Raw genomic sequence first — 15,960 nt, forward strand, 5'->3', positions numbered from 1 at the left:
TAGTATGGGACATTTACACATTGAAGATTACGTACCGGGGAATGCCCTTTTGTGGCAGGGGAGGACTGATGGCACTGATGATGCTTATCTGCGTTGGTATCAGGTTGTTCAATGTATTGATCTTTCGGGTGAAGTGAAGCTGTCTTCAGGAAGTTATGTCTTGCTGGGATTTTGTAGTGATGAAGGGGTAAGACGTAATTCAGGCCGGGTGGGTGCTGTGCAGGGACCAAAATCTATCCGGGAAGTGCTGCGCAATCTTCCTGTACATCATGATGCAGATGTGATCTTGTACGATGGGGGAGATATTCTGTGTACAGAGGGTCGTCTGGAGAAGGCTCAGCGACAGCTCAGTTTAGCGATCCTGCAGGTTTTGGAACTTGGTGGTTTTCCGATTGTCCTGGGAGGCGGACATGAAGTCACATACGGACATTTTCAGGCTGTTTATCAATCTGTCGGAGAATTGCAGAAAATTGGTATTATTAACTTTGATGCACATTTTGATTTGCGTAAACCTGTAGATGGGGTAGCTACTTCAGGTACGGGCTTCTTTCAGATAGCTGAAGATTTACATAAACAAGGTAAACAGCTGCACTATCTGGCACTTGGTATACAGAAAATCAGCAATACAAAGGTTTTGTTTGATACAGCACATGATTTTGGCGCAACTTATATTACTGCGGAAGAGATGGGTAACTCGCTCCGGCAGGAACATATACTTGTTCAGTTGGAACAGTTTATTGCAAAAGTAGACTGTATTTATATGACGATTGATCTGGATGTGTTTGCGGCAGCATATGCTCCTGGAGTAAGTGCTACTGCTTTTTGTGGAGTTTTACCGGATCAGCATTTTTTTAAGCTGTTACATACTATTCTGAACAGCGGAAAATTAAGATCCTATGATATTGCTGAACTAAATCCTGTATTTGATGTGGATAACAGGACGGCGAAACTGGCAGCTGATCTGATTTTTAAATCTGTATCGGGGTAAGCAAAAAGGAAGTTAGTATAATAGAAAAAGCCACTACATGTAGTGGCTTTTTCTATTATACTGTTATGTAAAATGGTTATACATTTACTGTTGCATCCATCTGGAAATCTTCATTCATCAAGTGTACGATTTCAGTTGCTTTCTCGTAGTTCGTTGATTTTTTAGAGAAGAAGTCATGTTGTGTTGTTTCTGTATTCAAACCATTAAGCACGATCGGGTTGACTTGTTTTACCTCAAAAATCGGATCGAAACCTAAGTTCATCAACGCTTTGTTGCCGTTGTAACGTACATATTCTTTCACTTCTGCTGTTAATCCTACAACAGTGTAGATCTCTTCTGTGTATTTCAATTCGTTTTCATAAAGCTCATTCAATAAGGTAAGGAAACGGGCTTTAACTTCTTCTTTATTTGGAATACGTCTGAAAATATCCTGGGCAATTAATCCAACGAATACACCGTGGATAGATTCATCTGCAATGATTTTCTTGATAATATCTGCTGAAGCCACCATCTGACCTTGTCCACATAACCAAAGTGGCAGGAAGAAACCGGAATAGAACAGGAATGATTCCAGTAATACGGACGCTCCCAGGGCCATGAACAATTCTTCGTCCGTAGGATCTTCTTTATCAATAGAACGGTAGTATTTGTCGATCGTCTGCGCTTTAAACTGCAGGTGCTTATTCTGCTCTACCCATCCGAATACATCATTGATCTCATTGGTCGTAGATACGGTCGTGAAAATAGTAGAATATGATTTGGCGTGAATCGCTTCCATCATACACATATAAGACAATACAGCTTTATTCTGCAGAGAATCGATATGATCAATGATCTTAGGCATTCCGGTGTGACTTTGTAGTGTATCTAACAATGTCAGTCCGCCTAATGCTTTTTTGTAACATTCTTTCATATCCCAGCTCAGACCTTTCCAGCTGTCAATATCTTTTGAAGGAATGTATTCGGTATCGATCCAGAACTGTTTTATATTCTGCTCCCAGAACATTAATGCATAATCATTGTCCGGGGTATTCCAGTTTACCGCTCTAATTTTTCTGTTCATGGTGGTATTCGTTAAAAGAAGCCGAATACTAACGACTGGTGTCGTTGATATTCAGCTTCTGTATGAGTTAAGTACTTTTTAAACTTTTATGCTGAACAAGATACACACTCATCGATAGTAGATTTGCGTGTACGTGTATAATAAAGGGATTTCAACCCTAATTTATGTGCATAGATATAATATTTTGCCAGATCACGTGTCGAATCTTTCGAGTTCGTGTGAAGGATAGTAGATACTCCCTGATCAATGTGACGCTGGATAACTGAGATCAGACGCAATACTTTCATCTGGTCCATATCGTATGCCGATTTGAAATAGAAATAGTTATCGTTTGTCAGGTATGGCATCGGATAGTAGGTTGTACTGTCTCCGTATTCACGTACTTCAATAATATCTACAATCGGCATTACTGATGCAGTTGCGTTCATAATATATGATGTAGACTGATTCGGTGCGATTGCCAGACGGTAAGCGTGGTATACACCATGTTCTTTGACCTGTTCTTTCAGTTGTGCCCAATCTTCAATAGTCGGGATATGCATACCTTCGAATAGTTCTTTGACTTTGTCCGACTTAGGCATATAATCTCTGCTCAGGTATTTATCGAAATAAGTACCGTCTGCATATGCTGATTTTTCACATCCTACAAATGTTCTCTGACGTTCTTTGGCAATTTCCATAGAAGCTTCCAAAGAGTAGTAGTTCATCATCATAAAGAACGTGTTGGCAAAATCTAATGCTTCGTCTGATTCGTACATGATAAAGCTTTTTGCCAGGAATCCGTGCAGATTCATTGCTCCCAGACCTACGGAATGTAGCTCGCGGTTTGCTTTAGCGATGGATGGAACCATTTCGATATCTGTTACATCAGATACTACTGTAAGGGCGCGCATGGCTGTCTTAACTGTTTCTTTGATGCGTTTGTTGTCCATTACGGTTGCCACGTTCAACGATCCCAGGTTACATGAAATACCATAACGAATGGTATCTTCTTTACCGTAGATGTTAATATCTGAAACTTCTGATACCTGCATGATCTCTGTACACAGGTTAGAGAATTTAACTTTACCTAGTCCGTTCAGGGCATGCTCACGATTGGCATTTTCTTTGAAGAAGATATATGGGTATCCTGATTCTTTTTGTGTTTGTGCAATCTTCACCAGTAAGTGGCGTGCATTGATTTTTTTCTTCTTGATGTTCGGATTGGTAATCAATTCCTCGTACATCAGATCCATATCTAATTCGTCCAGATACTGACCATACTCCTGCATTACGGTATGCGGATAGATCAGGTAAGCTGCTTCGTCTTTTTCAGCCAACTCCATAAATTTATCAGGAACAATGATACCGATAGACAGCGATTTGATACGGACTTTTTCGTCAACGTTGATCTTTTTACAATCCAGGAACTCTTCAATATCTGAGTGGAAGATATTCAGGTATACGGCTCCGGCACCAGGACGTTGTCCTAACTGGTTAGCGTATGAGAACGTGTCTTCCATGATCTTCATGATCGGAAGTACACCTCCTGCTCTTCCTTCCACACCTTTGATCGCTTCACCACGAGCCCGGATTTTGGAAATATTGAAAGAGACACCACCACCGATTGATGATAATTTCATTGCAGAATCTACAGCATAACCGATACCGTTAAGGTTGTCACCGATTTCATCAAGGAAACAGGATACCAGCTCTCCGGAACGTTTTTTACCGGCATTCAGGAAAGTCGGGGTAGCAGGTTGGTATTCCTGATTGATAAATATCTCGGCATATTCGATTGCTTTAGCGACACCTTCCTCACGTGCTAAGAACAGCGCCACCGCCACTACGCGGTCTTCGTAACGCTCCAGGAATTTTTCACCTGAATCATCACGCAGTGCATAACTCTGAAAGAATTTGAATGCACTCATGAAGGACTGAAAGCGGAATTTCTTAGCGTACACAAAATTAAACACCTCTTCCATTTGTTCGAATGTGAACCATTCGTAAAAGTTGATGTAATAATTCTGTTCAATCAGATAATCAATCTTCTCTTTCAATGTATAGAAGAATACCGTATTCTTGTTTACATATTCCAAGAAATAGGCGCGTACAGCTTCTTTGTCTTTGTGTAAGCTATACTCGTCATCATGTTTGATCATGATTTCATTATTAAGCAATATCCAGCTTTTTGCTACCTCGTTCGCTATCATAGTTATGATTCTTTATGATGTCAATAAATTGATTAATATCTTCCATCGTTCCTGACAATTCAAATTTGAATGCCAGAGGGATGTCAAAGTCTGCAGCTATTTTGTCTGCTGCCAGACCGAAATTTCTACCCCAATTGCGGTTTCCGCTAGATGTAACGGAGCTGATCATTGCAGATGCTCTTTTCATAAATAACAGCGTCTGCTCCGGGACTTGTCCGAAATTGGTGGTAAACGTGACCAGATGACCGGGTTCTGTTACTTCCAGATCTTCTGTGATCTTATGTCCCTGCCAACCGGTGATCTGGGTGAGCTTGTCCATAAAACGTTGCACGTTGCCGGTTTTAGAGTCGTAGTAGATGTGTACCATAGCAGTATGTGGTTTAGATGATACCTGCTATTTACTGTGCAATAGACGCTAATTCTTCCGGCTTAAATCCAATGATACGGCTTTTGATCTCTTCGTCTTCCAATACGATGACGGTAGGAACAGTACGAACTTTAAACTTGACCGCTAACTCAGGCTGATCAAAAGGATTGATAGTCTCGTACTGAATACCTTTCTGATCGAGGTATGCCGATACTTGTGCACATGGTGCACAGTCATTTTTTTCAAATTTGATGATTCTTGCCATGATATTAAAGTTAAAAGCCAGACATTCACTTCAGGTGATAAGTTAGTGTCTGAAGATGATGAAAACGTATAGTCAGGAGGGTATTTCCTCTTGACCTGAACAAATATCAACTATTTTAAATAGGAGGGGTAATGATACTTTTCCACACTAGATCAAAACAAACTGCATAAACTGCGTTCCTGTGTTTGTTTTTTGTAGTAACCGTTTGTTTTTCAGTGTATATAGAGAATGTGGATAACTTTAAAATTAATTTTGTGGAGTAATTTCTACAGCTAAAACTTGTAAAAATTGATGACAAAATATAGACAAAAAAACGCAGTTAGAATTCGGTTTTTTGCTCTTTTTTTTGAATACTAAATTTAAGATGAGATTTGCAATACTTTTATTCAGAAAAGTACTTTTTTGATAATTTTTACCGATGATCTGGAAAGTTTCCTGACGAGTGCGAAATAAAAGTACGGAAGAGAAGAAAAGGAGTAACAGACAAAAATTCCATTAAGATTTTTTGTCTGTTACTTTTATGAGGCAAGTCAGATTATTTGACGGCTTTTACTGTAAACGGAACTGCATGTTCGCCCCAGATTAACTGTACTTTGCCGGATTTATCTGCGCTGATCTTAAACTGTTCCTGTGCGGTGTCTGCTGCAGTAGGCGTCACATCTACGCGCAGTGCATCTTCGCTCTGTTCATATTTAGTACCCCACTGATTCCAGGTTTTGTTAAAGATCAGTGTGATCTGTTGTTCACCAGGAATGCTGTAAAGGCTGTATTTTCCGGCAGGAAGTTCCTGACCTTCTATGGATACATCTTTATTGATTTCGAATGTGGTGGCTTCATTGGCTCCTGTACGCCATACTTTGCCTATGGGTGCTACATCAACACCGATCTGACGACCTTTCAGCGAAGGCCGACTGTAATTAACAGCTATTGTAACGCCGTCGTCTGTCGTGATTCTGACACTGTCCGGAGGACTCGGACGTTTGCTCTTGTCTGTCTGCCCGAATGCTGTCGCACTGAGTAATACGAAGAATAATAAGATTGCTTGTGTTTTCATAGTGTTCTAATATACAGTTTGATAGGTTGAAGTTAAGAAAATATTTTTAAGATCAGATCATTAAGTTTTTGTGTACAGGGAAAGGCGTATTCTTGTAATATTTAGTTTTGTTCAATCAGCGTATCAGTATGTGATAATGTGCAAAAAATAGCAAGTTAAATAAAACAAAGAAGCCCTGCATATGGCTGGGCTTCTGTATTGAATAGCGGAATGTCTGTAGTTGATCAGACCAGATATTCGAATAATGTCTGGTCTTTATTGACTTCTATAACATCAAACTTATATTCTTTCATCCGGTCAATAAGCGATTGATAATCTTCGGGCTTGTTGAGTTCTATACCTACCAGAGCAGGCCCCCTTTCGCGTTCGGTTTTTTTAATAAACTCAAAACGGGTAATATCATCTTTCGGACCTAAAACTTCAGATACGAAGAGTTTCAATGCTCCCGGGCGCTGTGGAAATCTGACGATAAAGTAGTGTTTATATCCTTCATAGAGCAGGGATAGTTCTTTGATTTCACTCATCCTGTCAATATCATTATTCCCTCCTGAGATAATGCAGACTACTTTTTTGCCTTTTATTTCTTCTTTATGAAATTCTAGTGCTGCCACGGAAAGAGCTCCTGCAGGTTCTACTACAATGGCGTCTTTATTGTAAAGTTCAAGTATACATGTACAGATTTTTCCTTCCGGTATAGAGCGGGTATGGTCAAGTAGCTGACGGGCTATTTCGAAGGTTGTAGCTCCAATTTTTTTGACTGCGGCTCCATCGACGAATTTATTGATCTGCCCCAGTTCCACCGGCTCTCCCGCACTTAATGCTGCCTGCATGGAAGGTGCTCCTTCCGGTTCTACCCCAAAGCATTTGATGGCGTTGTTTTTTCCTTTGAGGTAGTGGCTCACACCTGCTGCAAGCCCGCCGCCACCTATGGGAATAAATACAACATCCAGATCCGGAAGATCCTGGAGTACTTCTACTGCTACTGTACCTTGTCCTTCTATTACCTTGAGATCATCAAAAGGCGGAATAAAGGTCATGCCATGTTCCTCTGCATAGGTCAATGCTGATTTTTGACAATCATCAAATGTATCTCCCGTCAATACGATCTCTACATTGCCATTTCCCCACATTTCAGTTTGTGATATTTTCTGCTTGGGAGTAGGGCCGGGCATGAATATTACACCTTTGATATTGAGTTTTCGACAGGAGAAAGCGACGCCTTGTGCATGATTGCCGGCACTTGCACATACGACACCGCGGTTTCTTTCGTCTTCCGAAAGGTTGACGATCTTATTGTAAGCACCACGCAATTTGTAGGAACGGACGATCTGGAGATCTTCACGTTTTAAATAGACTTCGGCTTGGTATTTATCAGAAAGATGTTGATTGTATTGCAATGGGGTTCTGTTAACCACATCTTTTATCTGTTCTAACGTCTGTTCTGAGTTTATGTTTAGGGTTGATAGATCGAAACTCATTTTGTAGGTGAAAAGTGAAAAATAAAAGTCAAGGTTGAGGGCTGTAAAATTACCGTCATTGTGCATACTGTCCGGTTTTCGTTCTTTAATGGATTACCGGATTTGATGCACAATGACGATTATGCTCTTTTTAACCTTGTCTGGAAGTGACTAAGGTGACTAAATCTTCGTCACAAATGTCTTTTTTTGCATCGGCCAGTACTAAGAAACGTTGGTAAGTAAGTGCTAATTCTTCTTTTTCCAGTTGATAGCCCAGGCGTTCCAAGTGGTGTTTCAGGGCGTGACGACCTGAACGTGCCGTGAGGATAATGTCTGCTTCTAACAAGCCTACATCTTCCGGACGGATAATCTCATATGTTTCTCTATGTTTGAGGAACCCGTCCTGGTGAATACCTGAACTGTGTGCAAATGCATTACGCCCTACGATAGCTTTATTCGGCTGCACTGGCATGTTCATCATTTCGCTGACCTTTCTGCTGATGTAGGTAAACATCTGGCTATTGATGTTGGAAGTCAGGCCTCCAAACACCTGATTGTGTACTTTCAGTATCATGGCTACCTCTTCCAGAGAAGTATTTCCGGCACGTTCACCTATACCGTTGATGGTACATTCTACCTGACGGGCACCGTTTTGTACAGCAGCGATAGAATTAGCTGTAGCGAGCCCTAAATCGTTGTGACAATGTGCAGAAATAATAGCCTGATCAATGTTTTTTACATTTTCTTTTAAGAATTTGATTTTGGCTCCATATTGATCGGGCAGGCAATATCCGTTTGTATCCGGAATATTGACTACTGTAGCACCTGCAGCGATGACGGCTTCTACCATTTTTGCTAAGTATTCCAGGTCTGCACGTCCTGCATCTTCCGCATAGAATTCTACGTCTTCTACGTAGGATTTGGCATGTTTGACTGCGGACACAGCACGTTCCAGAATTTCTTCACGTGTGCTGTTGAATTTATATTGGATATGCAGATCTGATGAACCGATACCGGTATGAATACGGGGTCTTTTTGCAAATTTCAGTGCTTCAGCAGCCACATCGATATCATTTTTATTGGCACGGGTCAGTGCACATATAATGACATCGTTTACCGCTTTTGACAATTCGACTACGGATTGAAAATCACCGGGGCTGGATACTGGAAAACCGGCTTCGATAACATCGACGCCTAATTTTTCCAAATCTTTGGCAATTTCAATCTTTTCAGGTGTCGTTAACTGACATCCCGGTACCTGTTCGCCATCGCGAAGAGTCGTATCGAAAATGTATAAGTGATTTGGATCGTGTAACATACTTTTAAGTTTTTATGTTTGACCTTGATTAATTCTATTTAATAAACTCTAATACCTTGATACCCATTTCTTTTGTGCCTAACAGCTGTTCTGCAGGTGTGGAAGCATTTGCAATGTCTCCTGTTCTCCATCCCGCTTTCAGAGTGTCAGCTACAGCCTGTGTCAGTTCTTTCGCTTCTGTCTGAAGACCAAAACTGATGTCTAACATGAGTGCAGCGGAAAGAATAGAAGCGAGCGGATTCGCTTTGTTTTGTCCGGCGATGTCATGTGCCGATCCGTGTATAGGTTCGAAGAAGCCAGTGCCGTCTCCAACAGATGCAGATGCCAGCATGCCCATTGATCCTGCAATCTGGGACGCTTCATCTGTCAGAATATCTCCGAAAAGATTAGCTGTAAGTACAACATCAAATTTTTTCGGGTTTTTGACAAGTTGCATGGCTGCATTATCGATAAACATATGTTCGGTCTCTACGTCCGAATATTCTTTTGCAAGCTCCTGTACGACTTCTCTCCACAGACGGGAGGTTTCCAATACGTTGGCTTTATCTACTGAACACAATTTTTTGCTACGGGTACGCGCTGCTTCGTAAGCTTTGCGTGCTATACGTTCTACTTCGTAGCGATGGTAATTCATCAGATCGGAAGCGAATGTGTTGTCTTCATTTCTTTTTTTCTCTCCGAAATACACATCTCCTGTCAATTCTCTGAAAAACAGAATATCTGTTCCGCGTAATACTTCAGGTTTCAGACTGGAAGCATCTAACAATTCGTCAAACAGAAGGATAGGGCGTAGATTGGCATATAGACCTAATTCTTTTCTGATCTTTAAAAGGCCCTGTTCCGGACGTACTTTTGCGGAAGGATCATTATCGTATTTAGCATGACCGATGGCTCCGAAAAGAATAGCATCACTGGATTTTGCTTTTTCCAGTGTTTCTGCAGGAAGCGGATTGCCTGTCGCTTCAATTGCTGTATGCCCCATAATGGCTTCATCAAAGATGAAATCGTGTCCATACTTTGTCGCAACTTTCTCTAATGCTTTCTTACCCCAGGTCGTAACCTCCTGACCAATCCCGTCTCCAGGGATAATCAATATATTTTTTTTCATGTTATGCGTTTTCTAATGCTGTTTCTACAGCTTTTACTTTTCCGTTTTCTAAAATTATTCTGTTGTCAATACAGGAAGGCAGTTGTGTCTCAAAATGCCCGACATAGATCAGTGTATTGCCGTGTGAACAGAGTTCATCTACAATTGCATTGAATTGCTTGGTCTGTTCGTAATCCAGGCCCTGACAAGGTTCATCCAGAATCAGTAATTCGGGATTCTTGATAATGGTTCGTGCCAGCAGCACTAACCGTTGTTTGCCTAAAGGGAGTGTAGACAGCAGCTGATTTTTGTATTCTTTTAAATCAAAAAATGCCAATATCTCATCTACTTTTCTTTGTTTTTCAAAGCTCAGATCCCGAAATAACCCTACGCTATCGAAAAATCCGGATGCGATGCTCTGCCATACTTTTGCAGTAGCGTCAAAGTACCAGTGCATCTCTGGAGAGATAATTCCTAAGTGTTCTTTAATTTCCCAGATGCTTTCACCTGAACCTCTTTTTTTACCAAAGAGGGTGATATCATTGGCATAGGCCTGCGGATGGTCACCATTGATCAGACTGAGTAGTGTTGATTTTCCGGAACCGTTATGTCCCTGCAACAGCCATTTTTCTCCGGTGCGGACTTCCCAATCTATATTTTTGAGAACTTCTTTTTCATCGTACCGGATAGTCACATTACGCATGCTTACCATGATGTCTGATGTGACTTTAGGAGGTTGTTGCAGAAACCCTGGTAGAGGTTTGCTGATACGTTCGGCCTCTCTGGAGATTTCTGAAGCGCTGCTTCGAATCTCTAGCTGTCCTTCTTGTATTTCGGCGAAACGATGGATACAGTCCGGATGTTCTTCATCGTTGGAGATCAGGATCAGTGTGACTCCCTTAGAAGCCAGCTGATTGAATACATTATTCAGTTCATGGCGGGACTGTTTGTCCAGACCAGTATAAGGCTGATCTATGATCAATATCTGCGGTTGCAGCCACAGTGCTTTTATCAATTGGAGTTTTTTGTGTTCTCCGCTCGATAATTCGATTAATTGTGTGTGTTTCTGGTTTTGAAAACCAAATTTGCGGAGGTAAACCTCCAGATTTTCAGGATTCAGATTTTCCTGTTTTCCATAATGCATAAATTCGGCATATACGGTCAGTGTATCGTTGCCCTGATGTTTGTTATATCGTTGCTGATAATAAAAATTACGGTCTCCTTCTAGATTGGTAAACTGATACCAGTTAGAGACGTAAAGTGTCTTTGCGGGCAGGGGGCTGGTGCTGTCAAAATGAATGTCGACATTTCCGCTGAATTGGACCTGATCAGCAATAGCTAATGCTAAGGTTGTCTTACCGGATCCGCTTTTACCTCCTATTAACCAATTTTCGCCCTGTTCAATTTGCCAATTCAAACTCTGCAATACCGATTGATTAGGGTATTGGACAGTTAAATTGGCAATATGGACGACAGGATTTGACATCATTATTTTGATAATTCGTATTTTTCGATCAACTCTTTTTGGTTAAGAATAAAGTCAATATCATCGTAACCGTTGATCAGGCAGGATTTTTTGTAAGGATTAATTTCAAAAGAAGTCTGTGCTCCGTTTTCTACTAATGTGACGGTCTGATTTTCAAGATCTACAATGACTTCTGTATCCGGATTTTTGGTTACTGTTTCAAAAATCGTTTCCAGAAACTCATCGGATACCTGAATCGGCAGTACTCCATTGTTCAGTGCATTTCCCTTGAAGATATCGGCAAAGAATGAACTGATGACAACATCAAATCCATAATCTTGTATAGCCCATGCTGCGTGTTCACGGCTGGAACCGCAACCGAAGTTTTTACCAGCAACCAGAATTTTTCCTTTATAAGTCGGATTGTTCATCACAAAATCTGCTTTTGGCTGATTATCGCTGTCGAATCTCCAGTCGCGGAATAAGTTATTTCCAAAACCTTCTCTGGTTGTTGCTTTCAAAAAGCGGGCAGGGATGATCTGGTCTGTATCGATATTTTCAATAGGTAGAGGAACTACCGTTGAATTTAGTTTTTCAAATTTTTTCATCTGTTTTTTATTTTCCAGCCTTAAATTAATTCCCGGACATCACTTATTTTTCCTGTTACTGCTGCTGCTGCTGCTGTAAGAGGGGATACGAGCATAGTACGGGCATTCGGTCCCTGACGACCTTCGAAATTACGGTTGGAGGTAGATACGCAGTATTTTCCGGCAGGAATTTTATCTTCATTCATTCCCAGACAGGCACTGCATCCCGGTTCACGTAACTGGAAACCTGCAGCTTCAAAAATTTTATCCAAACCTTCTTCGATGGCTTGTTTTTCTACTTGTTTTGAGCCTGGTACAATCCATACTTCCACACCTTGCGCTTTTTGTTTTCCTTTTACAAATGACGCTACTTCGCGCAAGTCTTCTATACGGGAATTGGTACAGCTTCCGATAAATACATAGTCTACAGGTTTGCCTAATACCGGAGCATCATCTGCAAATCCCATATATTCCAGCGCTTTTTTGTACGAAGGCTGTTCTGTCTCCGGCTGTGCTGTAGTAGGAGGAATGCTTTCGCGGATACCCATACCCATACCCGGATTTGTACCGTAGGTAATCATAGGGGCAATATCTTCTGCTTTGAAGGTCAACACGCTGTCGAACTGTGCATCTTCATCGCTGTATAAGGTCTGCCAGTAGGCTAATGATTTGTCCCATTCTTCTCCTTTAGGCGCAAATTCACGACCTTTTATATAATCAAAAGTAGTCTGGTCCGGCGCTATAAGTCCGCCACGTGCTCCCATTTCTATACTCATGTTACAGATGGTCATGCGTGCTTCCATGCTTAATGCACGGATTGCAGAACCGGCATACTCGATAAAGTAACCTGTTCCACCTGCAGCAGAGATTTTAGAAATGATGTAGAGGATGATATCTTTTGCACCAACACCGTTTTGCAAGGTTCCGTTCACCTCGATTTTCATCGTTTTTGGTTTTTGCTGTAACAGACACTGTGTTGCAAATACCTGCTCGACCTGAGAAGTACCTATACCAAATGCAATAGCTCCGAAAGCTCCATGCGTGGAGGTGTGACTATCTCCACAAACCATTGTCTTGCCTGGAAGTGTAATACCCAGTTCGGGGCCGATTACATGGACGATTCCCTGGAAAGGGTGTCCCAGTCCGTAAAGCTGTATTCCAAATTCTGCACAATTTTTGGATAACATATCCACCTGATAGCGGGATAATTCTTCCTGTATAGGCAGATGTTGATTGAGTGTTGGGACATTGTGGTCGGCAGTAGCTACCGTTTGTTGTGGCCTAAAGACGGGAATACCTCTTTTGCGCAAGCCGTCAAAAGCCTGAGGAGAGGTAACCTCATGGATCAAATGGGTATCTATATATAGAATATCCGGAAATCCTTCTTCACGCTTGACGACATGTGCGTCCCAAATCTTTTCTACTAATGTTTTTGACATTTCTCGTTCTCTCTTTAATTTTATCAATTTAATAAGGGGTGAAATCCGAATTTTGTAATTTCACCCCTTATTTAATAGTCTAAATTACAAAAATTTAAACAGTTTTAATTGTTTTCATCGCAGTCATTGCTTTTCTTAGCACTGCACCGACGATTTCTACAGGGTGCGTACGGATCGCCTCGTTCACAGCTATCAGTTCTCTGTTGTCTACCGCACCGTCTTTACCTTCGTTGTAATTTTTGCCAATAATGTCTGTATTTACTGTTTTCATGAAATCAGCTAATAATGGTTTACAAGCATGATCGAATAAATAACAACCATATTCTGCTGTATCAGAGATTACTCTGTTCATTTCGAATAATTTTTTACGCGCAATAGTATTAGCGATCAAAGGAGTCTCGTGTAAAGACTCGTAGTATGCAGATTCAGGTTTGATTCCGGCTTCTACCATTGTTTCGAATGCCAGTTCAACACCGGCTTTGATGTATGCTACCATAAATACAGCATTATCAAAGTACTCCTGCTCTCCGATTTTGACATCTCCTGCAGGTGTTTTTTCGAATGCAGTTTCACCTGTGGCTGCTCTCCATCCTAATAGATTTTTATCATTGTTAGCCCAGTCTTCCATCATGACACGGCTGAATTCTCCGGACATAATATCATCCTGATGTTTCTGGAACAGCGGGCGCATGATTGTTTTTAACTCTTCAGCAATATCAAATGCTTTGATTTTAGCCACATTGCTCAATCTGTCCATCATCGCTGTAACACCTCCTTGTTTTAAGGCTTCTGTGATGACTTCTACTCCATATTGTACCAGTTTGGATGCGTATCCTGCATCAATGCCTTTTTCGATCATTTTGTCGAATGAAAGGATAGAACCTGTTTGTAGCAAACCACAAAGAATCGTTTGTTCACCCATAAGGTCAGATTTTACTTCTGCAACAAATGAAGAACGTAATACTCCGGCACGGTGACCTCCTGTACCTACACAGTATGCTTTTGCTTCAGCAAGACCTTTTCCCTGTGGATCATTTTCCGGGTGAACGGCGATTAATGTAGGAACACCAAATCCTCTCAGGTATTCTGCACGTACTTCTGATCCTGGGCATTTAGGAGCGACCATGATAACAGTGATGTCTTTACGGATCTGTGTTCCTTCTTCTACGATGTTAAAACCGTGGGAATAAGATAATGTTGCTCCTTGTTTCATCAATGGCATTACAGCCTTGATAACAGAAGTATGTTGCTTGTCTGGTGTAAGGTTAATGACAACGTCTGCTGTAGGGATCAGTTCTTCGTAAGTACCTACTGTGAAGTTATTGTCCGTCGCATTTTTCCAGGAGTCTCTTTTTTGCTCAATTGCTTCTTTACGTAAGGTGTAAGAAACATCTAAACCACTGTCTCTCAGATTCAGCCCTTGGTTTAAACCTTGAGCACCACATCCCACAATTACCAATTTTTTACCTTTTAAAGCTTCTACACCATCAGTGAATTCGGTGCTGTCCATGAATTCGGCTACGCCCAATTGGTTCAATTGTTCTCTAAGTGGTAATGTGTTGAAATAATTTGCCATTGTTTTAATTCTTTAATATTTTGTTATTAGGTTGTTTATTTATTTTTGATCATCCGGCGTTGAGCCATTGCATATCCCCAATGAAGATTGTCATGTGCCAGTGTCACCGTCAGTACTTCTTCTATTGTACTCATTTCGGTGCCATATGTACTTGTCGAGAAAGGTTGTATACTGGAAAATACTCCGTTATGGTAATCTTTTTCCAGTTTGGAAATAGTTTCCACAGCATACAATTTTAATTCGTCAATTTCTTCTTTGGATACAGGACGTGTAGGTTTTGTGTCTTTTTTGTAATCCTCATTGTATGCGATCGAAGAAGCATCTGCCAGTATCCCGGTTCTGACATAACATAGTGATTGTGTACTGACTACGATATGACCAAAGTTCCAGATGATATTATTATTGAATCCCTGAGGAATAGCATTTAATTCTTCGGTAGTCAGTGAATCAATAAGGGCTAAAAATAGCTTACGGGTCTGAATGATATAATGAAAAGTATGTGCTATCATGATTACATAGTAAATACGTTGTCTCGCTGATCCAGATATTCGTTCTCCACGATTTCTTCGGAAGGCTGTTTCTTTTCGAATTGTAATAATTTGGAGTGGAATCCTGCGCTATCTTTAATAATCGCGATGCGGGCTCCGCGTACAAATTCAATCAAACCGTATTTGGTAAGTTCTTCCGTTAATTTGTCGATTTCCTCACGATGACCTGCTGTCTCGAATACTGTATAATCATTGCGGATTACTACTGCGGAAGCACCGTACTGTCTCAGCAGTCTTTCTACAGGTGCTTTTTCCGCAACGATATCTGTCGGTACTTTATACAGCGCCTGTTCCTGCCAGATCACTTCATCATTGGTATTGTAATAGGCTTTTAAGACGTCTACCTGTTTTTCCAGCTGACGGCATAATTTGCGTAATACTTCTTCTGTCTCTGTAATGACGATTGTAAACCGGTGAATACCTTCTACTTCTGAAGGAGAAGTATTAAGACTTTCGATATTGATTTTTCTTCTCGAAAAGATAGTCGAAATTCTACCGATAAGCCCGATAGAATTTTCTGTATATAAGGTGATGGTAAATTCTTGTTTTTCCAT

15 protein-coding genes are annotated in these 15,960 nt (G+C 40.9%); 1 reads left to right on the forward strand and 14 read right to left on the reverse strand.

Features of this window, described 5'->3' with window-relative positions; all coding sequences use genetic code 11:
- Positions 1-4 precede the first annotated feature (4 nt).
- Entirely contained in the window at positions 5-988 is a 984-nt protein-coding gene (gene hutG, locus I6J03_RS11510; protein WP_003011472.1) for a formimidoylglutamase, read from the forward strand.
- A gap of 76 nt (positions 989-1,064) precedes the next feature.
- Here the strand turns inward: hutG and nrdF are convergent, their stop codons facing one another.
- The 14 genes from nrdF to ilvN form a co-directional block, all read right to left on the reverse strand.
- Entirely contained in the window at positions 1,065-2,051 is a 987-nt protein-coding gene (gene nrdF, locus I6J03_RS11515; RefSeq protein ID WP_003000821.1) for a class 1b ribonucleoside-diphosphate reductase subunit beta, read from the reverse strand.
- Positions 2,052-2,137: 86 nt separating this feature from the next.
- Entirely contained in the window at positions 2,138-4,243 is a 2,106-nt protein-coding gene (nrdE, locus tag I6J03_RS11520; RefSeq protein WP_003011469.1) for a class 1b ribonucleoside-diphosphate reductase subunit alpha, read from the reverse strand.
- Positions 4,203-4,610, reverse strand: a complete 408-nt coding sequence (gene nrdI, locus I6J03_RS11525; protein WP_003011466.1) for a class Ib ribonucleoside-diphosphate reductase assembly flavoprotein NrdI — start codon at positions 4,608-4,610, stop codon at positions 4,203-4,205. The genes nrdE and nrdI overlap by 41 nt, the downstream gene beginning before the upstream one ends.
- Positions 4,611-4,641: 31 nt before the next feature.
- A complete protein-coding gene (locus tag I6J03_RS11530) occupies positions 4,642-4,875 on the reverse strand; it encodes a glutaredoxin family protein (protein ID WP_003000813.1) in 234 nt (77 codons plus the stop codon).
- Between the two features lie 535 nt (positions 4,876-5,410).
- Positions 5,411-5,929, reverse strand: a complete 519-nt coding sequence (locus tag I6J03_RS11535; RefSeq protein ID WP_003000810.1) for a DUF2911 domain-containing protein — start codon at positions 5,927-5,929, stop codon at positions 5,411-5,413.
- A 224-nt stretch (positions 5,930-6,153) separates the two neighbouring features.
- Positions 6,154-7,473 (reverse strand): threonine ammonia-lyase IlvA, encoded by a 1,320-nt coding sequence (gene ilvA / locus I6J03_RS11540; protein ID WP_003011464.1) that lies wholly within the window; start codon positions 7,471-7,473, stop codon positions 6,154-6,156.
- Positions 7,474-7,537: 64 nt separating this feature from the next.
- Positions 7,538-8,704 carry a 2-isopropylmalate synthase gene (locus I6J03_RS11545; protein ID WP_003000802.1) on the reverse strand — a complete coding sequence of 389 codons (1,167 nt, stop codon included), beginning with the start codon at positions 8,702-8,704 and terminating at the stop codon, positions 7,538-7,540.
- A 34-nt stretch (positions 8,705-8,738) separates the two neighbouring features.
- The gene (gene leuB, locus I6J03_RS11550; protein WP_003011460.1) at positions 8,739-9,812 is read right to left on the reverse strand and encodes a 3-isopropylmalate dehydrogenase; all 1,074 of its coding nucleotides are present in this window, start codon (positions 9,810-9,812) and stop codon (positions 8,739-8,741) included.
- A gap of 1 nt (position 9,813) precedes the next feature.
- The gene (locus I6J03_RS11555; RefSeq protein WP_003011457.1) at positions 9,814-11,280 is read right to left on the reverse strand and encodes an ATP-binding cassette domain-containing protein; all 1,467 of its coding nucleotides are present in this window, start codon (positions 11,278-11,280) and stop codon (positions 9,814-9,816) included.
- Positions 11,280-11,864, reverse strand: coding sequence for a 3-isopropylmalate dehydratase small subunit (leuD, locus tag I6J03_RS11560; protein WP_003011456.1), 585 nt, complete (start codon positions 11,862-11,864; stop codon positions 11,280-11,282). Before leuD ends, I6J03_RS11555 begins: the two co-directional genes overlap by 1 nt.
- 20 nt (positions 11,865-11,884) lie before the next feature.
- Positions 11,885-13,282: a 3-isopropylmalate dehydratase large subunit gene (gene leuC, locus I6J03_RS11565; RefSeq protein ID WP_003000789.1), complete on the reverse strand. Its 1,398-nt coding sequence runs from the start codon at positions 13,280-13,282 to the stop codon at positions 11,885-11,887.
- 94 nt (positions 13,283-13,376) lie between these two features.
- On the reverse strand, positions 13,377-14,858 hold the full coding sequence (ilvC, locus tag I6J03_RS11570; RefSeq protein WP_003011453.1) for a ketol-acid reductoisomerase: 1,482 nt from the start codon (positions 14,856-14,858) through the stop codon (positions 13,377-13,379).
- Positions 14,859-14,893: 35 nt separating this feature from the next.
- The gene (locus I6J03_RS11575; RefSeq protein ID WP_003011450.1) at positions 14,894-15,367 is read right to left on the reverse strand and encodes a DinB family protein; all 474 of its coding nucleotides are present in this window, start codon (positions 15,365-15,367) and stop codon (positions 14,894-14,896) included.
- Positions 15,368-15,369: 2 nt separating this feature from the next.
- Positions 15,370-15,960 carry an acetolactate synthase small subunit gene (gene ilvN, locus I6J03_RS11580; RefSeq protein ID WP_003000779.1) on the reverse strand — a complete coding sequence of 197 codons (591 nt, stop codon included), beginning with the start codon at positions 15,958-15,960 and terminating at the stop codon, positions 15,370-15,372.

This window comes from Sphingobacterium spiritivorum (assembly GCF_016724845.1).
Classification (GTDB): Bacteria; Bacteroidota; Bacteroidia; order Sphingobacteriales; family Sphingobacteriaceae; genus Sphingobacterium; species Sphingobacterium spiritivorum_A.